Source organism: Polaribacter haliotis (assembly GCF_014784055.1).
Lineage (GTDB): Bacteria > Bacteroidota > Bacteroidia > Flavobacteriales > Flavobacteriaceae > Polaribacter > Polaribacter haliotis.
Map to the genome: position 1 here is coordinate 2,012,392 of NZ_CP061813.1, position 20,672 is coordinate 2,033,063.

Genomic DNA, 20,672 nt, shown 5'->3' on the forward strand with positions numbered 1-20,672 from the left:
AACAATGTATAACCGCAATTACGGCGGATTCGACTACGTCCGAATCCACTCGGAATTGCTAAAGCCTGTGCTAAACCGAAAATAAACGCATATAAACCCGTAACTGACGGTTATACGAGACCGTTACCACACATTTGAGAAAAACAACGAGCATATTATTAATTTTAGTCCTTTTTCTATCAGCTTGTCAAACCGACAAGGATTTGAAAGGAACTTGGATTGGAGAATATTCAAAATCGGAAAATGGAACTAATGCTTTTCCCGAACGGAATTTATTGACTTTTAAAAATAATAAGTGCTATTCAAAAGGCTCAAAATATGATTACGGAACTGAACTTCGAGAAAGTAAGAATATGTATTTTTCAAACGATATTATTTTTAACGAAGATTATTCAGAAGACAATCCCTTGGAATATTATGAAATCGTGAAAGTGGAGTCTGATTCATTAGTGATAAAAATTCCGAATAACGAATTTCAACACGTTTACCGAAAGTTACCAGAAACTAAAAAGCACAACCAAAAGATTGACTTTATTGGAAAAAAATTCTTTTGGAAAAATAGAAAATTTCAAGATACGATTTACTTTAAAACTGATTCTACTCTTGTGAGGAAATCGAATAAAAATCCAAATTATAATACATCATCTTGGGAAAGAATTAATTTTAATGGATATGATATTCTTTTTATGGATGGGGATGTTCCTTATCTGATTGAAAAACAAAACGGAAAAACAATAAATTTAAGAACCTTCCATAAAACTGATATTGAGCACACAATGACAGAATTAGAATAAAAAACGTGTGGTAACACCGTGTATAATTAATTGCTTTGGCAAGTGCTTATTTGGAAAATTCCTTCGGAATTTTCTCTGGCAAGTATTTGTTTACTAAATTAGTTGCTTAACCACGCAACTAACCATACACAATCACGTTGTGAGCAATTATGACCCGTCCTGAATAAAGGCTACATAATTTTAAACATTATGTATAGAAATGACAAAGTAATTAGACGTTACAGTGAACCTTTTAAATTAAAAATTTTAGCCGAACTTACAATCGGAAAACACACAAAGAGCGAACTTTGTAAACTCTACTCTATTGCTCCTACAACCGTTAATGAGTGGATTAGAAAGTACAATCGCAAAGACTTAATGAACACCAGAGTAAAAGTGGAAACTAAAGACGAAATATCTAGAATTAAAGCACTTCAAAAAGAAATAGAACAACTTAAAAAACTGTTACTTAAAAAGGATCTCGATGCTATGGTAGAAGAATCCTATCTAGAAGTAGCTGCAGAAGATCTCGGTTACAAATCTATTGCTGAACTAAAAAAAAAGTTAAGTATAAAGCCTTAATTAAAGCTAAAGAAAAATCTAAGGGATTTGTTTCTTTAACCACTATAACACACTGTTTTGGACTTAAACGTGATGCGTATTATAAATACAAATCTAGAGCTGATAACCGTTTAAAACTAGAACAACAAATTATAAATATAGTTCGAAAAAGACGCAAATCCCTTCCTAGAGAAGGCGTAAGAAAACTTGTAAAATCGTTAAATACAGATTTTATTAAAGCCAATATTAAAGTTGGTAGAGACACACTATTTAATGTTCTTAGAAAACACCAAATGCTAACACTTAGAAGAAAAACCAGTGCTATAACAACTAACTCTTATCATCGTTTTTATAAATATAAGAACATTATAAAAGACTTAGAAGTTACTAGAGCTAACCAGGTTTGGGTTAGTGATATAACTTATATTAGAACCGTAAAAGGGTTTTGTTACTTGGCTTTAATAACTGATATGCATTCTAGAAAAATAGTGGGTTATGACCTTAGTGATAGCTTGGAATTAAAAGGTTGTGTGAGAGCGCTTAATAAGGCGATTTATCAAGCTAAAAACATTAAACACCTTATTCATCATTCAGACAGAGGAATACAATATTGTAGCAATGTATACACACAAATACTTAAAAGAAAAAAGATAGATATTAGTATGACCGAAGAAAATCATTGTTACGAAAACGCTATGGCAGAACGTGTAAATGGAATTTTGAAAGATGAATTTTACTTAGACCAAACCTTTGATAATGTGGCTCACGCTAAGAGAGCCGCAAAAAATGCAATTAATTTATACAACGAAATAAGATTACACTTATCTTTAGATTATAAAACACCTAATATGGTATATAAATTATCAGCGTAAATTCAATTTTAACCTGTAGCCATATTTCAGGACAAGACATTTAAGAAAATCCGTAAATAATTTGAAAATTCTGTCATATTTCGAAAACTCTTGTCACTAAATAAGTAGAGAGTAATAATGAAAGATAAAAAACCAATGACAGAAACATTTGAACAGCTACTTGAAAATAATAAAGAGAAAATTTATAGAATTTGTAATATCTACGCAATTTCACCTTTAGAACCTCAAGACCTTTTCCAAGAAGTAATCTTTGCAATTTGGAAATCTCTTCCAACTTTTAAAGGCAATTCGAGTGTTGACACTTGGATTTACAGAATTACACTAAATGTCTGTCTTCGCTCAAAACAAAAATCAGAGAAAACTTATAACGAGACACTACAATTAGAATCTATTCAATTCATTCCTTTAGAAACTCATATTGAGAATAATCAACACGAAAAGTTTAATGCTTTGACTTCTTGTATCTCAAAACTAAACAATGAAAATAAATCAATCATTATCCTTTATTTAGAAGAATTGAAGTATAAAGAGATTGCAGAAATAACTGGATTAACAGAAAATCATATTGCAGTAAAAATGAAAAGAATTAAAAAAATCCTATTGGATTGTATAACAAATAAAATATAATATTATGTGGAATAGTGAACAGAAAAATATTTGGAAAGACATAAAAGATACTTGGAATGAACAGCCTCAATCCGAAAAGATTAATATTCAAGTATCACAGCTCATAAATGAATTTAAAAGTAAAGTAAGTCAATTCGAGAAAGATTCGATTAATTCAGACATAGCTACTTTGAAATTAAACTGGGCTAAAACGAAAAGAAATAACGTCAGCCAATTTGAAAAAGATTCGATAAAAAAAGACATCAATATTATTTCGGAATTTATAAAGAAAGTAATTAATAGATTTAAGAGATAAAAACTACTGGCAACATGCTTATATAACAAATAAAATAGTTCAAATCATCTAAAAACCAATTAGATAAAAATAGTAACATTTTAATAGATTTTAAAAATCGCTAATTAATTTTAGCGATTTTTTTCGTTTATAGGGTTTTTATAAAATGCTTTTATTTTCTTTGTAAACTCTTTATGAAAATTCAACATAATACATATTTATCTTTAGGAACAAACCAAGGAAATAAGTTTGAAAATCTTCAAAATGCAATTAATTTAATTGCAGGTAAAATTGGTGCTGTTCAAAAAATATCTTCTATTTACAAGACACCAGCTTGGGGTTTTGATGGTGATGATTTTTATAACATTTGTATTCAGGTTTCTACAAATCAAAATCCAGGGAACTTAATTACTTCACTTTTACAAATTGAAAAAGATTTAGGAAGGCAAAGAAACAATTCCGGAGAATATCAAAATAGAAATATAGACATTGATATTTTATTATTTGATGATGAAATTATTTTGTCAAAAGAATTAATTATTCCACATTCTAAAATGTTGAACCGTAAATTTGTAATGGTTCCTTTAGCTGAAATTGCTCCTAATACAATTCACCCAATTGAAAAAAAACAAATTACAGTTTGTTTACAAAATATAGATGATGCTTCAGAAATAGAAAAAATTGAAGAAAAACTTATTCGACCAATTCCATTATCTGAAAAATATAATTACATCGCTATTGAAGGAAATATAGGTGCTGGAAAAACATCTTTAGCAAAAATGATGGCAAATGAATTTAATGGAAAATTAGTTTTAGAACGTTTTGCAGACAATCCTTTCTTACCAAAATTTTACGAAGATAAAGAACGATACGCATTCCCTCTAGAGATGAGTTTTTTAGCCGACAGATATCAGCAATTAAGCGACGATTTAGCGCAATTCGACTTATTTAAGAACTTTATTATATCAGATTATTATATTTTTAAATCTTTAATTTTCGCGCAAGTAACTCTTTCTAAAGACGAACTTTTTTTGTACAAAAAAATGTTTCATTTAATTTATAAAGAAATTACAAAACCCGATTTGTACATTTATTTATATCAAAATACAGATCGTTTATTAGAAAATATTAAAAAAAGAGGTAGATCTTATGAGCAAAATATCGAAAAATCATATCTAACAAAAATTCATGATGGCTATGTAAGCTTTATTAACACTCAAAAAGATTTAAATTTATTAATTATAGATGTATCTGAAGTCGATTTTGTAAATAATAAAAAAGACTACAATTTTATAATTGATAAAATAAAGTATAATTAAAAAAAAAATTATATTTTTGCGGGATAATTACTCCCCCAAAAATTTGTTGAATTAACAAAATAAATAAACCCAATGAGGAGAATTTTTTTAGTTGCTATTTTAAGTTGTTTTGCAACAACAGCAATATTTAGTCAATTTACTACAGACGAAATTACTTACGGAAATAGAATCGATTTAAATAACAGTAATAGTTGGGCTGTTGGTGGTGGACTTAGTAACTTCATAATGCATGGAGATTTACGTTCTATTGGAACTGGAGACGATACAAACTATTTTAATTTTGGAGCCTTCGCTTATGTAGACAAAATGTTTAATCCACTTTTAGGATTAGAAGTAAAAGCATTTTACACTCAAATGTCTGGTGGAGCCCAATATTTTTCTACAACAGACCAATACAAAGTTTTATATACGAAAGATAATGTTGTTTTACAAGACAACATGTATTTTGAAGGAAACGCATATGGTGCTGAATTAAATTTAATTTTTAGTTTTACCAACCTATACCAAACAACTGCAAGTAGATGGAATGTTGCTGGTTATTTTGGTGTTGGTTATCACCAATACAATTCTGCACTCTACGAAAGAGAAGCTAATGGACCAGATGAACTTTTAGTCGATTATGGTAAAAACCCTGCTAGAAACAGTGTAAATCAAGCAAGTTCTATTTATTTATCTGCACAATTGGGTATTAAGAGAAGAATTAATAAACGTGTAGATTTAGAGTTTAGAACAGGAATGTACTTTAATTACGAAGATCATTTAGATGCTGCTATTTCTAACAAACAAGATTGGGAAACCTTTTTTGTTTCAAGTATAGGTGTTGCTGTAAAATTAGGAAAGAAGAAAATTTTTACTATTTGGGGTGATGAAGGTGGAGATAGTAGAGGTAAATTTAAAATTATCGATACAGACAAAGATGGTGTAATGGACGAATTAGATATTGAACCTAATACACCTGCTGGAGTTATGGTTTATGGAAATGGTAAAGCTGTAGATTCAGATAAAGATGGGTTACCAGATTACAAAGACAAGTGTCCTTTAGAATATGGTCCAGAATCTAATGAAGGTTGTCCTTTAAATGTAGATACAGATGGAGATGGTGTTATGGATGGTAAAGATTTATGTCCAAATACAGTTGGAACTGTAGAAAACAGAGGTTGTCCAGAACAAGAAAAAGCAAGCTCTTCTAATATTAACCAACAGATTGCATTATTAGCCGCAAGTATTTATTTCGATACAAATAGCGATAAGATAAAATCAATTTCCTACAATACTATTGGTAAAATTATTTCTCTTATGAAAGAAGTGCCAGACGTTAAGTTTGTTATTGAAGGACATACAGATGATAGAAATAGTGATAGATATAACTTATATTTATCTCAAAAAAGAGCGAATGCTGTTAGAAAATACATGATACAACAAGGTATTGCTAATGAGAGATTATCTGCCAAAGGTTTTGGTGAATCTAGACCTAAATTCTCAAATGAGAATGAAGGAGGTAGACAATTGAACAGAAGAGTTGAAATTAAAGCTGCAAGTTCAATTGACTAGCAAGTTTTAAAAGTTTAAAATACAAAAGAGCGATTACTTTAAAAAGTAATCGCTCTTTTCTTGATACAGAATTTTCGATAAAACAAAAAAGCAGTAACATAATAGTTACTGCTTTTTGTAGTAATAAAGTATATTTAAAAATTATCCTTTCTTTAAATCTAATTTTTCTGCAAAGTAATCACTGAAATCTCTCATTGTTGCACCCATTTTAGCATCATCTGTGGCACGTTCGAAGTTTTCTGCCATAGATACTAATGTTTGATGATAAAACTGTTTCATTTCATCTACTGGCATATCTTTCGTCCACAAATCCATTCGTAATGTATCTTTCTTTTTATGATCCCAAACAGAAATCATAATTGCTTTTGATGCTTCATTATCAATTCCACCATCTTTTGCACTCCAAGACATTTCTTCTGGCACTTTATTTTCGTCTAAACCAATTTTAAAGTTTATTTCTGAATTATGTTTTACTGACATTATTTTCTAGGTTTGTAATTAGATTCTTTAAATAATTCTGTTGCGTTTTTATTTAATAATTCCTGCAAAGATACATTATTATGTTTCATATAAGAACGTACAATTTGCCAACCAACCCATACTCCAACTCTTCCAGGAGATAAATTATCGTGCTCCATATAAAATTTAGAAAATGGAGCAATTTCTAAAAAACGCTTATTTAACTCTGTATCTGTACTAAATAATATTTTTTTTTGAATAAAATACGACCAAATTTGCTCTTCATTTTCAATTATCCAATTAAATTTATCTTCCTCAAAACCAATTTTTTCTTTATCTGTAATTAATGGCAAATACATGTCTAATAAATACATTTTTTTTCCTTCCTGAATCATTTTTCCAATAAAACTTCTGTCTCTAGAAGGCATCATTTGTTTTGCGATAATTGTATTTGCGACATCTACGATAATATGTTCTTTTGTATTATTTTCCTTAATATATTTAGGATAATCCGCATAAAATTTATGATTTTTCCCCAAATAAACATCCAGAGAAATTATTAGTAAACTATCTGCATATATAACTCTATTATCATAATCTATATTTGTTAACATCGATATTACTTTCGGCGCAATAAATTTCGGATTGTAATATTTTACATGTTTAAAAAGTGATGTTAACCCTTCTTTTAATGAAGAAATATCTTCGTAGATTTTTTGGGTTTCTGTAAATAATTCCTGTTCGTCTTTGTTATTTATTTTTGATAAAGAAACACTATCTGTTATCTGTTTTGGGAAGAAATAAGGATATTTATCTTTCAACTTTGGTAAATTTTCTTGTTTTGAATTATAAAATTCAACATCAAATCTCTCTAGAGAAAACTGAACATCAACATTAGAAACGTCTACTTTATTTATTCCATCTTTTTTACAAGAAACAAAACCTAATAAAACCACAAAAACCAATTGAAATAACCTCATAAACTTTGTATATTGCTGATAGAATTATAGAACGTTAAAAATACTAAAATAGTTTATTAATGAAGACCGAAAAAGTAGCAGATTATATTATTAAATGGCTAAAAGATTATGCCACAAATGCAAAAGTAAAAGGTTTTGTTGTTGGAGTTTCTGGTGGAATTGATTCTGCATTAACATCTACTCTATGTGCAAAAACTGGTTTTCCAACGTTATGTGTGGAAATGCCAATTCATCAAGCACAAAGTCAGGTTACTAGAGCAGAAGAACATATTAAACAATTAAAAGATAAATTTCCAAATGTTTCTGAAGTAAGAGTCGATTTAACTTCTACTTTCGAAGATTTCAAAAATGTGGTTCCAACTGTAGATTCTTCACCAAAAGTAGATTTATCTTTAGCAAATACAAGAGCAAGGTTAAGAATGACTACTTTATATTATTTTGCAGGCTTACATAGTTATTTAGTAGCAGGTACAGGAAATAAAGTAGAAGATTTTGGAGTAGGTTTTTACACAAAATATGGAGATGGAGGTGTAGATTTAAGTCCGATTGCAGATTTAATGAAATCTGAAGTTTATGATTTGGCAGCTTACCTAGAAGTACCTAATTCCATCCAAAAAGCACAACCTACAGATGGTTTGTTTGGAGATAGCAGAACAGATGAAGATCAGATAGGAGCTTCTTATGACGAATTAGAATGGGCAATGAAAATGCAAGATGCTGGTAAAACAGAAAAAGATTTTAATGGAAGACAAAAAGAAGTTTATAAAATTTACGAAAGACTCAATAGAGTTAACCAACATAAAATGGTTCCAATTCCTGTTTGCGATATTCCTGAAAATTTAAAATAAAATTTACAATTAGACAAAAATGCCTTCAATAAGATTGAAGGCATTTTAATTAAGTTTTAAGAGTACTACAATAGATTCGCAGCGATCATCATTTTTTTTATTCTCATATATGCTCTTTTTTTTGAGCCTTTAGAAATTTCAAAAGGTAAGAAAATAAATAATTGAACGATTTTTAATAATTGTAAAATTCTTTTCATAATAGTTTGGGTTTTTCTCTTTAGCGGATGCAATATACATAAAATCTATTAATTATGACAAAAGTCCAATAGGGGAAAATACCTGTTTTTACAATATCATAACATTAAACGACTCTATTTAGCTTTTCAAAAAGCCTGATTTTTAAGCCTGTATAGTTTTTTATAATTTCTAAATCTATTGTGGTAGATGATTGTTGAGTAGTATTTTGAGTAGCATTTTTTACCAACTCTTCAATTTTTCTTCCGATTAAAACTCTTCTTAAATTAAAAACTGCATCTATTACTAATTTAGGTAATTTTTCAATTTCCTTTTTAACCTCAATATGTTTGCTTTCCCAGTTACTTAATCTATATTTTTCTTCGTCCATTAAAATGGAAGTAACTGTACTTGCAATTTCTGGATTTTTATGATTTACTAAAGAATCTATCTCTACTTTTTCTAATTGATTTAGTTGATGAATAATTTCGATATAAATCTCTTGAAAAATAACATTTGTAAATTCTGTTTCATCTTCTTGAAGATGAACATAAATTTCAGCAGAAACATTATTATTATATTTCCTATTAGTTACAGTAATTTTCCCTTCTTCATCTTCTGTTTCTACTTCTTCTGTAAATTCTGTTTCTTCATTTCCATATAAAAGTAAAATTCGAATAATTTCTTTTTCCAAAATAGACAATTGATCTATTTTTTCTGATGAAACCTTTCCTTTTACAACCCCCATTTGAGCTTGTTCTTGCTCTAAAAAATATTCTGGAGGTGGCTCATTAGGATCTTGTTGTGGAGAATAACTCTGCTTTTTTGCTGCCTTACTTTTATCTTGAATATCTTTTTTAAGTAATTGTGCTAATTCACTGAACAAAACTCGTTCAGAAATATCCATAATTCGAGCACATTCTTGCACATACACTTCTCGCTGAATACCATCTGGAATTTTAGAAATACTACTTACAATATCTCTAATTACACCTGCCTTTTTAACAGGATCGTTGTTAGAATCTTGTAATAAAAGAGAAACTTTAAAGTTGATAAAATCTTGTGCAGACTCTTCTAAATATGCTTTTAATTCGGCTGTTGAATGTGCTTTTGCAAAACTATCTGGATCTTCTCCATCTGGAAACTGAACGACTTTTACATTCATTCCTTGTTCTAGAATTAAATCGATTCCACGAATGGAAGCTCTAACTCCTGCAGCATCTCCATCGAAAAGAACTGTAATATTTTTTGTTAATCTGTTTACCAAACGAATTTGGTCGGATGTTAGTGCTGTTCCTGAAGAAGCAACCACATTTTCTACACCAGATTGATTAAATGAAATTACATCTGTATACCCTTCCACCAAATAACAATTGTCTTGTTTTGCGATTTCTTTTTTGGCTTGATATAATCCGTATAAGATTTTACTTTTATGGTAAATATCGCTTTCTGGTGAATTTAAATATTTTGCTGCTTTTTTATCCGCCGTTAAAATTCGTCCTCCAAAACCTAAAATACGTCCAGACATAGAATGTATTGGAAACATTACTCGTCCTTTAAAACGATCGAATTGTTTGTTTTCTTTTACGATGGTTAAACCTGTAGAAGCTAAATATTTTAAATCGTAACCTTTTGCCAAAGCTGCGTTTGTAAAACCATCCCATTCGTCTAAACAATAGCCTAATTCGAACTTTTCTATGGTTTCGTTTGTGAAACCACGTTCTTTAAAATATGAAAGTCCGATTGCTTTTCCTTTGTTGGAATTTAGCATGGTTTCATGAAAATAATCTTTGGCAAATTTAGAGACCAAAAACATACTTTCTCGCTCATTCATCTGTGCTTTTTCTTCAGATGTTTGCTCGGTTTCTTCTATTTCTATATTGTACTTTTTTGCCAACCATCTTAACGCTTCTGGATACGTATAATGTTCGTGTTCCATTAAAAATGAAACTGCGTTTCCTCCTTTTCCTGTAGAGAAATCTTTCCAGATTTGTTTTACAGGTGAAACCATAAATGAAGGTGATTTCTCATCTACAAACGGACTTAAACCTTTAAAGTTACTTCCTGCTTTTTTCAATTGTACAAATTCGCCAATTACCTCTTCTACTCTCGCAGATTCGAAAACTCGGTCTATAGTACTTCTTGAAATCATTTATTGTTTGTTTGGAAAAGTGATGACAAATATAAGAATTAGAAGTTTCATTTTTTGAAATTTCTAAAATGAAAAACCTCAAAGGTTTTTAAAACCTTTGAGGCTTGTATTACTTTTAAAAGTTGTTTTTACGAACTTCCTTTTTTAGTTTGCAATACGCGTTAAGGATTGAGCAATTGTTTGAGCTCTTTTTTGTTTTTCACAAAAAAAGCGAGTGCGAAAGCCTGTTAAAACGCCCAAAAAAAATTAAGAAGCTGCTCTTAACTTTTTTAATGTTGTATTCGTTAATTTTGCTTCTGCGTATTCTTTGGTTACGTTGAATTCCTTATCATCTGAACTTGGTAACTCGAACATTGCATCTGTAAAAATCGCTTCACATAAAGAACGTAAACCTCTTGCGCCCAATTTATATTCTACGGCTTTTTCTACGATGTAATTCAAAGCATCTTCTTCAATAGTAAAAGCAACATCGTCCATTGTAAACAGCTTCGAATATTGCTTGATAATCGAATTTTTAGGCTCTGTTAAAATCGCTCTTAACGTAGTCGCATCCAAAGGATTCATATAACTTAAAACTGGTAAACGTCCAATAATTTCTGGAATTAAACCAAACGCTTTTAAGTCTGATGGAATGATATATTGTAACAAGTTTTCCTCATCAACTTTATCGTCATCTAAAGAAGCGCTAAAACCTACAGCCTGCATATTTAAACGCTTGCTGATGATTCTTTCGATTCCTGAAAATGCACCTCCTGCAATAAATAAAATCTCTTTGGTATCTACTTCTACAAATTTTTGTTCAGGATGTTTTCTTCCGCCTTTTGGTGCCACATTTACAACAGTTCCTTCTAATAATTTAAGTAAAGCTTGCTGTACACCTTCTCCAGAAACGTCTCTTGTAATTGACGGATTGTCTCCTTTTCTGGCGATTTTATCTATTTCATCTATAAAAACAATTCCTCTTTGGGCTTTTTCTACATCGTAATCTGCTGCTTGTAAAAGACGACTTAAAATGCTTTCTACATCTTCCCCAACATAACCTGCTTGCGTTAAAACAGTCGCATCTACAATTGAAAAAGGAACGTTTAACATTTTGGCAATTGTTTTTGCAACCAATGTTTTTCCTGTACCTGTTTCTCCCACTAAAACAATATTCGACTTTTCGATTTCTACATCATCTTCATCATCTTTTGTCTGCAATAATCTTTTATAATGATTATATACAGCAACTGCCATAGAACGTTTTGTTTCATCTTGCCCAATGATATATTGGTCTAAAAATTCCTTGATTTGTAAAGGTTTTTTTAGCGTTAGATCTTTCGACAAACCATCAGTTTTTGCTTCAGAAATTTCTTCTTCTACAATTCCATGTGCTTGTTCTATACATTTATCGCAAATATGAGCATCCATTCCTGCAATTAGCAAGTCGGTTTCTGCTTTTTTTCGTCCGCAAAACGAACATTCTAAATTTTCTTCTTTTGACATTTGGTCCTTTTTAATAAACGTCATAACAAATTTACGAAGTTATCTTTCCTTAAATAGGCAGATTGCTTCACTCTGTTCGCAATGACAGTAAAGGTTTACTTCTTTCTTGCTAAAATTTCATCAATCATTCCATATTCTTTAGCTTCACTTGCTTTTAGCCAGTAATCTCTATCGGAATCGTTATGAACTTTCTCTATTGTTTGTCCTGAATGGTTTGCAATAATTGCATACAATTCGTCTTTTAACTTTAAGATTTCTCTTGCAGTAATCTCAATATCTGAAGCTTGTCCTTGAGCACCTCCTAAAGGTTGGTGAATCATTATTCTTGAATGTGGCAACGCAGAACGTTTTCCTTTTTCTCCTGCACACATTAAAACGGCTCCCATAGAAGCTGCCATTCCTGTACAAATTGTGGCTACATCTGGTTTTATGAACTGCATTGTGTCATAAATTCCTAAACCTGCATACACGCCTCCTCCTGGAGAATTGATATATATTGAAATGTCTTTATTAGCATCTACACTTTCTAAAAACAATAATTGTGCTTGAATAATATTAGCAACTTGGTCGTTAATTCCTGTTCCTAAAAAAATAATTCTATCCATCATTAAACGTGAAAAAACATCCATTTGTGTGATGTTCATTTGACGTTCTTCCATAATATATGGCGTTAAACTACTTGTTATTTTTGTATAATTAGTACTACTAATTCCATGATGTTTTGTTGCGTATTTTTCGAACTCTTTTCCGTAATCCATTTTCGTGATTCTTTTAATGTTTGATTTGTAAATATAAGAACTATTCTCTTAATATTTTGTTAGAGTTTGTCGGTAAAAAAACCTGAATTTTACAATTCAGGTTTCTAATTTTTATATTCAGATTCTAAAGAGACTTCTCGACTGCGTTCGAAGTGACATTTTAGAATTAAAAATATTTATTTATAAACTTCTTTTACGAAATCTTCGTAAGAAAGTTCTTTCGATTTAAAGCTCATGTTCTCTTTGTAAAAAGCCAATAATTTCTGGCTAATTAATTGAGATTGTAATTTTTGAGCTTCTTCTTGGTTTTGTAAAATTCTACCAGCAATATCGTCCAATTCTTTTTCTTCTGGATTCATATTCCCAAATTGTGCCATTTGCGTGCGGATAAATCCTTTTGCATAGTCTACCAATTCTGCATAATCTAATTTGATGTCGTTATCTTTCATCACTTTTCCTTCGATTAATTGATAACGTAAACCTTTTTCAGATTTTTCAAATTCAGCTTTTGCTTCTTCTGGAGATAATGGTTTTTCACCAGCAGTTGCTAACCATTTTTGCAAGAATTCTGCAGGTAAATCGAACTTTGTATTTTCTACTAAATGCTCTGTAACTGCATTTAATAATTGTTGATCTCCTTGCTGTGCAAATTGCTTTTCTGCATCTTCTTTAATCTTGTCCTTTAATTCTGATGCTGTTTTTACACTTCCATCAGGAAATAATTTATCGAACAATTCTTGATCTAAATCTGCAAGTTCAGTTTTTGTAATATCTTCAACAGTTAAAGTTACTTTGATGTCTAAATCGTGAATTTCTTCATGAGCAACACCTAAAATATGTTGTAATTTATGGTCGTCTTTGAATAATTTCTTCGTTTCTAACTCAATTACATCGCCAACTTTAGCACCAACAACTTTCTTTTCGTTTTTCTTACCTTCTAAATCACTTACTAAAAAAGTTCCTTTTTTATTGATTTCCTTTTCTTCGTTTACGAAAGTACCTGTTACGTTTGCTTCTTTAGTAACTTCTTCTAAAGGAGACATTTTTCCATAACGAGTTTGGATATTTTTAACTTCTTCTTCTAATAATTCTTTAGTAGCAATGATTTTATATTTAGTAACTTTCTTTTTAGATTTTAAATCTACATCGAATTCTGGCACTAAACCTAATTCGAATTCAAAAGAAAATTTATCTGCATCCCAATTGAAATCGTCTTGAACTCTTGGTAACGGATTTCCTAAAATGTCTATTTTTTCTTCTGTAATAAATTTATTTAAAGACTCTTGTAAAAGCTTGTTTACCTCATCTATCATTATAGATTTACCATACTGTTTTTTAATCATTCCCATTGGCACGTGCCCTTTTCTAAAACCAGGAACGTCTGCCTTTTTACGGTAATCTGTTAATAATTGGTCTACTTTTGCTTGATAATCGTCTGCAACAATATCAATCTTTACAACTGCGTTTAACGCATCTTTATTCTCTCTTGTAATATTCATTTATTTGTCTTTTATCTTGAAAAAATCGAGTGCAAAATTAAGCTTTTTAATTGATTGCACAAATGTTTAAGTGGTTCTATTTCAGTGTTTATTTTATTAATTCAACTGTTTTCTATCATCTTTTAAAAGCGAAAATAAAGCAGATCTAAATATGGACAATAAAATACTAAAGAATAAGGCTGCCCAGAATCCTGAAACTGCAAAACCGTCTACTAATTTATCTGCCAATAAAATTATAATTGCATTTATTACAAAAATAAATAGGCCAAACGTAACAATGGTAGCTGGTAACGTAAAGAATATTAATAAGGGTCTTACAATCATGTTTAATAACGAAATTACTACTGCTACAATAATTGCTGACACATAACCTGCAACAGAAATTCCCGGTAAAATATTAGCTAAAACAATAACTGCAACTGCAGTTAATAATATTTTTAAAAATGTTTTCATTTTAATTGATTTAATTCTTCTGTTAAATAGCGAAAAGTGTACCAAATTTAAAAACTGACAAAAGTGCAGTTTTGCTTAAATATTACTAATTTCGTGAAAAATATATTGCTGAATATGTCCAATTCATCTCATCCTGAAAATCAAATTAATTGTGTTGAAAATTTTCATGACCTTTTAACCACATCATTTCAAAATAAAATAAATGCAATTTGCTGGAAACGTGACTTAATAGGCGATTTTGGTGAAATTGTTAATAAAGTCGCTTTTAAAGAAAATATTAAATTATTAAATGAAGATGAACTTCAAGAACTCAAATTAAGCGAAAAAGGAAATCTTGCACGTAAAATTCTTTTAAATGATTTAAATGTTTTAAAATCTCATGGAGCGAAGCCAATTCTAAACATCATTAAAAACTACGAAAGGGATACAGATTTTCCTTTTTTACCAACGGATGTTTATTCTTTTCATGTAGATCGTTCTCCAATTCCCGTTGATACTTTTTTATGCACTTATTATGGTGAACCAAGTGATATAATTGCTAATGAACAAGCCACACAAAAAATTTTGATTCCAGAAATTCGTGAAGAACTCAAAAAATTATATGATGGAAATGATACTGGTTTTGAATCTTTTTTAAGTGAATATTTCTTTGATTTACATTATGCTCCAAAACCGAATGCAAACCCAATAAGTTTAGGAATTGGTAACTTATGGAAATTAGCAGTTGACCATCCTAAAAGTAACGTTTTACCTTGTTTACATCGCGCTCCAAAAGAGAAAAATGGACAAAGCAGATTGTTGTTAATTTGCTAAAGGCAGATTCCATATCTCTTTTTTAATTTTATTTCAAAAAGCTTCTTGGACTTTAAAATGAGAAAGAGCCACCTATAGGCAGCTCTTTCAAAGTAAATACTATTAATTTGTACTTATCTCAAAATTAATTTCTGAGATACATTACTATTTTTTGTTTTAATATTTAGAATATATACTCCTGAAGCCATACCATTAGTATTAATATTATTAAAACCCGTACGTAATTTTTCGTTTCGAACTCTATTACCTTTAACAGAAAAAATTGACATATTTATTTCGCCAGAAATATCATTTGAAATAGTAATATTAAAATTTCCTTTGGTAGGATTTGGATATATACTTAATGAAGATGCTAAATTAAAACCTTCGTTACTTAAAGTTACTTGAGACTCGTATGCACCAATATCTCTTGAAGCACCAAATACAGATTGACCAATTTGATCTACAAAAATATCTGCAGAATTACCAGTATCAAAAGCAGCTGAAAAATCACCTAAAGCATGTGTTAAAGTTGTACCACCATTATCTTGTAAAGCGCCTAAATCTGCATTCATTCCTTCAATATCGTTAGAAGATGGAGTAAATACATTTAAATCATCTATTCCTACTAAATTAAAATCATTAGAGGTTAATATTCCTGAAACGTCACTACCAGAAGTTGCAGTATTACTTGCAACAATTGTATTTGTTAATGAAACATTATTAACAGCATCAATTCCACCACCAGTTGCAGAAATATTAAATGCAATAGTTACAGCATTTAAATCTAAACTTGCACCATTGTTTGTTAAACCACCACCAGAAGTTGTTCCTGTATTACCAGAAACTGTACTTCTATTAACAGTTGTAATAGAACCTGTATTATTATAGATTCCTCCACCTTCATCTGCAGTATTATTATTAATTGTTGATGCAATAACGTTCATTGTAGTACCATTTTGATTCCACAAACCACCACCTTCATTTGCAGCTTTGTTTCCAGAAATTGTGCTTGTATCAAAAGTTATAGTTCCACTAATTCCTGAAACATGAAATCCACCACCATTTCCTGGAGCAGCTGTTCCTGAAGTTCCATCAACATCATTATTAGACATTATAGAATTTGTAAATGTTAATGTTCCATCTATTAACTCAATTGCTCCACCAGCTCTGTTTGCAGAATTAGAATCGAAAGTAGAATTTGTTACAGTAACACTGCCTGCAGTACTTAATAAACCACCACCTGAAGCAGATGTTCCAGTAGACATGTTATTAGAAACCATCGTTTTATTAATAATATTTAATGTTCCTCCATTATTGAAAACTCCAGCTCCACCATCATTCGCGGTATTACCTAATGCAATATTTGCATTTATAGTTACTCCATCAATAGTCATTATACCAGAACCATTCCATAATCCACCACCTTCTTGGCCAGCAGAATTACCATTAACTGTTCCATTTGTAATTGTTGAATTACCTGGACCAGTTATATGAAGTCCCCCACCATTTCCTGGAGCAGTTCCAACAGTATTTGTATTTAAACCAACATTAATTAAAGTAATTGTTCCTACTCCATTTGTAGAATTATCTTCAATACCACCACCTGCTCTATTTGCAGTGTTTGAAGTGATTTCAGAATCTGAAACTTTAACAGAACCTCCATCTACATTTTGAATACCTCCACCAGAACCAGAAGCTCCAGTTGCTGTATTATTTGTGATTTCTGCCCCATTTTGTACAATAAGTGTTCCTCCATTGTTAAACAATGCTCCACCTCCATTATCGGCTGAAGCACCTTGGGCATCATTTCCATTGAAAGTAGTAGCATCCACTATCATAATTCCTGTTCCATTCCATAATCCACCACCTTCAGAAGCTGCTTTGTTCATGTTTACTGTTCCTCCAGTTATTGAAAAATCTTGCATACCAGAAATGTGCAAACCACCACCATTTCCTGGAGACGCAACTGCAGGTAAAACACCAGCATTGTTATTATTTAATTCTGTGTTTAATAATGAAGATGTTCCTGTTCCAGCAACAATTTCTATTCCACCACCAGCTCTATTCGCTCTATTACTTGAAATAAAAGAGTCTGTTGCACTAAAATTAGCATCTGCATCGACTAAAATTCCACCACCAGAACCTGCTGTTCCATTTGCAATATTATTTGAAACTGTTGTTCCATTTATAAGGTTTACGGTTCCCCCATTAAGAGCATAAATTCCACCACCACCATTATCTGATCCTGACCCATTTGCTATGTTAGCGTCAATTATTGTTCCATTTACTGTTAAAGTGCCAGTTCCGTTCCACAAACCTCCACCTTCAGATGCTGCAGTATTAGAATTAACAGTTCCTCCAGTAATGTTAACAACACTATTTCCACTTACATGCAAACCTCCACCATTTCCTGGCGCTCCTGCTCCTGTAATAACACCCGTATCATTAGAATTTAAATTTACATTAGTAAGTGTTATTGTTCCTCCATTGTTTGTTTCAATTCCTCCACCAGCTCTGTTCGATGTATTGTCCATTATGGTAATTCCATTTGCTGTTAATATCCCAGCAGCATTTAAAATTCCACCACCTGTAGATTGTGCACCATTAGCAATATTATTTTTAATTGAACTATTTCCAGATAAATCTAAAGTACCACCTTCATTATAGATCCCTCCACCTCCAGATGCTCCTGCTACATCTACATCATTTCCAGATGCAGTGTTTCCATCTATTGTATAATCTACAATTGTCATTATTCCAGAACCATTCCATAATCCTCCTCCTTCATTGGCAGCTGTATTCATATTTGCTGTACCTCCAGTAATATTTACAGAACTATTTCCACTTACATGCAAACCACCACCATTTCCAGGCGCTCCTGCTCCTGTGACAACACCTGTATCATTAGAATTTAAGATTACGTCAGCAAGTGTTACTACACCTACACCATTAGTTTCGATTCCTCCACCTGCTCTATTTGATGTATTATCCATAATTGTAATTCCATTTGCGCTTAATGTTCCAGCTGCATTTAAAATTCCACCACCTGTAGATTGTGCACCATTAGCAATATTATTTGTAATTGAAGTAGTTCCTGATAAATTTAATGTTCCTCCTTCATTATAAATCCCTCCACCCCCAGCTGCTCCAGGAGCTGTTGCGTCGTTTCCTGATGCTGTATTTCCATTAATTGTATGATTAACAATTGTCATTGTTCCAGAACCATTCCATAACCCACCACCTTCGTTTGCAGCAGTGTTCATATTAGTAGTTCCTCCAGTAATAGCTACGTTTCCTGGTCCAGTTATATGTAAACCTCCACCATTTCCAGGTGATGATCCAGTAGTATTATTATTTAAAGTTACATTTGTTAATGTTAAATTTCCTGTTGTTACTGTTGAATTGTCTTCAATTCCACCTCCAGCACGATTTGCTGTATTTCCTGTAATATTTGAATCAGTAATTGTTACTGTTCCTCCTAAAATATTTTGAATTCCTCCACCAGAACCTGAAGTACCATTCGCTGTATTGTTACTTATAGTTGTTGTGTTTTGTACAATAAGAGTACCCCCATTATTAAAGATTCCACCACCACCATCATCTGCCGCGGCTCCACTTGCTGTATTCCCATCAATAATTGTTCCGCTAACTGTCATTGTTCCAGAACCATTCCATAATGCTCCACCTTCACGTGCAGCAGTATTCATATTAGCAGTTCCTCCTGTTATATTAGAATTTGCAGCACCTGTAATATGGAGTCCACCACCATTTCCAGGAGCTGAACCTGTAGAGTTAGAATTTAAAATTGTTCCAGTAACATTTAAAGTTCCTTCAATAATCTCAATTCCTCCACCAGCTCTATTTGAAGTATTAGTCGTAATAGTCGATCCATCAATTGTAACAGTACCAACTGTGGACATAATACCACCACCAGAACCAGATGCTCCTGTTGCAGTATTATTTGTAATTGTTGTTCCATTTTGAACGTTTAATGTTCCTCCATTATTGAAAATTCCTCCTCCTCCATCGTCCGCTGCACCTCCTTGAGCATCATTTCCATTTATAGTCGTATTACTTACTGTCATTATTCCTGAACCATTCCATAACCCACCACCTTCTCTTGTAGCAACATTTCCATTAACTGTTCCTCCTGTTATATTAGCATCTCCAGGACCAGTGATATGAAATCCACCACCATTACCTGGTGTAGAACCTGCTGTATTAGAATTTAAGTTTACATTAATAAGTATAACACCCAAACCAGCTCCAGACTGATCTTCAATTCCTCCACCAGCTCTTGTTGCTGTGTTTGAAGTAATATCTGAATTACTTACAGTTATTACACCACCAATACCATTGAAAATAGCTCCACCTGAACCAGGTGTTCCGTTAGCAATATTATTTGTTAAAACAGAAGAATTAATAAAAACTGTAGCATTTGTAATATTTATAGCTCCACCATCATCTGCAGTACCATTTGATAATGTAAGATTATTTAAAGTAACTTCTCCTGCAGTTATATTAAATATACGACTATTTGAATTTCCGTCAATTGTATTTGTAACCGTGTCAGTTCCAGTTATTATAAGGTCTTTATCAATAACTAATTCTCCCATAGTTAAAGTAATTGGTGTAAGTCCTGATGAGAAAGTAATTGTTCCTCCAGCAGGAGTGTCTGCAATTTCTTTTCTTAATGTTCCGTCTGTTCCATCATCAAGAGAGCTCGTAACTAGCTGCCCAAATGAAGTTGTTGTGGTAATTATTGCTATTAGAATAACAATTATTGAAGTAATTTTTTTCATGTTAAGTTCGATTTAGTTAATAGTTAATTAAAAATATATAGCCTAAATGGAAAGGTGATAAGAATACTTTTTATTGAGACTATGTAATACCTACGAAAAAAAAGTCGACTCGGTTTTATTTTAATGAAAAAAATATTAATTATTAACAATCAAAACTGCTAAATTTTATAACTTTAACTAAAAAAAGAGTAAATAACTACATAATTAATAAATAAATTTAGAATTATATCAAGAATACAAAACAGGAATGTTAGCAATATTCTGTTATGATAATTTAATGAAGGTTAAAA

17 protein-coding genes are annotated in these 20,672 nt (G+C 31.2%); 9 read left to right on the top strand and 8 right to left on the bottom strand.

Translation table 11 applies throughout. The features are described 5' to 3' along the window. Positions 1-203: 203 nt before the first annotated feature. From H9I45_RS08595 to H9I45_RS08625, 7 genes are all read left to right on the top strand, one after another. On the top strand, positions 204-794 hold the full coding sequence (locus H9I45_RS08595; RefSeq protein ID WP_088355217.1) for a hypothetical protein: 591 nt from the start codon (positions 204-206) through the stop codon (positions 792-794). A 189-nt stretch (positions 795-983) separates the two neighbouring features. Then, positions 984-1,355, top strand: a complete 372-nt coding sequence (locus tag H9I45_RS08600; RefSeq protein WP_088355218.1) for a transposase — start codon at positions 984-986, stop codon at positions 1,353-1,355. Continuing rightward, entirely contained in the window at positions 1,355-2,206 is an 852-nt protein-coding gene (locus H9I45_RS08605; protein WP_191141253.1) for an IS3 family transposase, read from the top strand. The genes H9I45_RS08600 and H9I45_RS08605 overlap by 1 nt, the downstream gene beginning before the upstream one ends. A gap of 117 nt (positions 2,207-2,323) precedes the next feature. After that, on the top strand, positions 2,324-2,833 hold the full coding sequence (locus H9I45_RS08610) for an RNA polymerase sigma factor (RefSeq protein ID WP_088354978.1): 510 nt from the start codon (positions 2,324-2,326) through the stop codon (positions 2,831-2,833). 4 nt (positions 2,834-2,837) lie between these two features. Beyond that, positions 2,838-3,128, top strand: a complete 291-nt coding sequence (locus H9I45_RS08615; protein ID WP_088354977.1) for a hypothetical protein — start codon at positions 2,838-2,840, stop codon at positions 3,126-3,128. A 173-nt stretch (positions 3,129-3,301) separates the two neighbouring features. Beyond that, positions 3,302-4,426: a 2-amino-4-hydroxy-6-hydroxymethyldihydropteridine diphosphokinase gene (folK, locus tag H9I45_RS08620; protein ID WP_088354976.1), complete on the top strand. Its 1,125-nt coding sequence runs from the start codon at positions 3,302-3,304 to the stop codon at positions 4,424-4,426. A 72-nt stretch (positions 4,427-4,498) separates the two neighbouring features. Further along, on the top strand, positions 4,499-5,977 hold the full coding sequence (locus H9I45_RS08625; protein ID WP_088354975.1) for an OmpA family protein: 1,479 nt from the start codon (positions 4,499-4,501) through the stop codon (positions 5,975-5,977). Positions 5,978-6,118: 141 nt separating this feature from the next. Here the strand turns inward: H9I45_RS08625 and gldC are convergent, their stop codons facing one another. Together gldC and gldB are read right to left on the bottom strand one after the other, a co-directional pair. After that, on the bottom strand, positions 6,119-6,457 hold the full coding sequence (gldC, locus tag H9I45_RS08630) for a gliding motility protein GldC (RefSeq protein ID WP_088354974.1): 339 nt from the start codon (positions 6,455-6,457) through the stop codon (positions 6,119-6,121). Continuing rightward, positions 6,457-7,416 (bottom strand): gliding motility lipoprotein GldB, encoded by a 960-nt coding sequence (gene gldB, locus H9I45_RS08635; protein WP_088354973.1) that lies wholly within the window; start codon positions 7,414-7,416, stop codon positions 6,457-6,459. The genes gldC and gldB overlap by 1 nt, the downstream gene beginning before the upstream one ends. A gap of 59 nt (positions 7,417-7,475) precedes the next feature. Here gldB and nadE point away from each other — a divergent pair, with 59 nt between their 5' ends. Beyond that, positions 7,476-8,264, top strand: coding sequence for an NAD(+) synthase (gene nadE / locus H9I45_RS08640; RefSeq protein WP_088354972.1), 789 nt, complete (start codon positions 7,476-7,478; stop codon positions 8,262-8,264). Between the two features lie 301 nt (positions 8,265-8,565). Here nadE and dnaG read toward each other — a convergent pair whose 3' ends face one another. From dnaG to H9I45_RS08665, 5 genes are all read right to left on the bottom strand, one after another. Next, positions 8,566-10,590, bottom strand: a complete 2,025-nt coding sequence (gene dnaG, locus H9I45_RS08645; protein ID WP_088354971.1) for a DNA primase — start codon at positions 10,588-10,590, stop codon at positions 8,566-8,568. Between the two features lie 246 nt (positions 10,591-10,836). Further along, positions 10,837-12,075, bottom strand: a complete 1,239-nt coding sequence (gene clpX / locus H9I45_RS08650) for an ATP-dependent Clp protease ATP-binding subunit ClpX (protein ID WP_088354970.1) — start codon at positions 12,073-12,075, stop codon at positions 10,837-10,839. A 95-nt stretch (positions 12,076-12,170) separates the two neighbouring features. After that, positions 12,171-12,833 (bottom strand): ATP-dependent Clp endopeptidase proteolytic subunit ClpP, encoded by a 663-nt coding sequence (clpP, locus tag H9I45_RS08655; RefSeq protein ID WP_088354969.1) that lies wholly within the window; start codon positions 12,831-12,833, stop codon positions 12,171-12,173. 176 nt (positions 12,834-13,009) lie between these two features. Next, positions 13,010-14,332, bottom strand: coding sequence for a trigger factor (tig, locus tag H9I45_RS08660; protein ID WP_088354968.1), 1,323 nt, complete (start codon positions 14,330-14,332; stop codon positions 13,010-13,012). A 96-nt stretch (positions 14,333-14,428) separates the two neighbouring features. Further along, the gene (locus H9I45_RS08665; protein WP_088354967.1) at positions 14,429-14,785 is read right to left on the bottom strand and encodes a phage holin family protein; all 357 of its coding nucleotides are present in this window, start codon (positions 14,783-14,785) and stop codon (positions 14,429-14,431) included. 114 nt (positions 14,786-14,899) lie between these two features. On the opposite strand from H9I45_RS08665, the gene H9I45_RS08670 reads away from it, so the two are divergent. Continuing rightward, entirely contained in the window at positions 14,900-15,598 is a 699-nt protein-coding gene (locus tag H9I45_RS08670; protein WP_088354966.1) for a hypothetical protein, read from the top strand. A gap of 113 nt (positions 15,599-15,711) precedes the next feature. On the opposite strand, the gene H9I45_RS08675 is transcribed toward H9I45_RS08670, so the two are convergent. Beyond that, complete coding sequence (locus H9I45_RS08675) at positions 15,712-20,382, bottom strand: beta strand repeat-containing protein (RefSeq protein ID WP_088354965.1); 4,671 nt, start codon at positions 20,380-20,382, stop codon at positions 15,712-15,714. Positions 20,383-20,672: the final 290 nt, after the last annotated feature.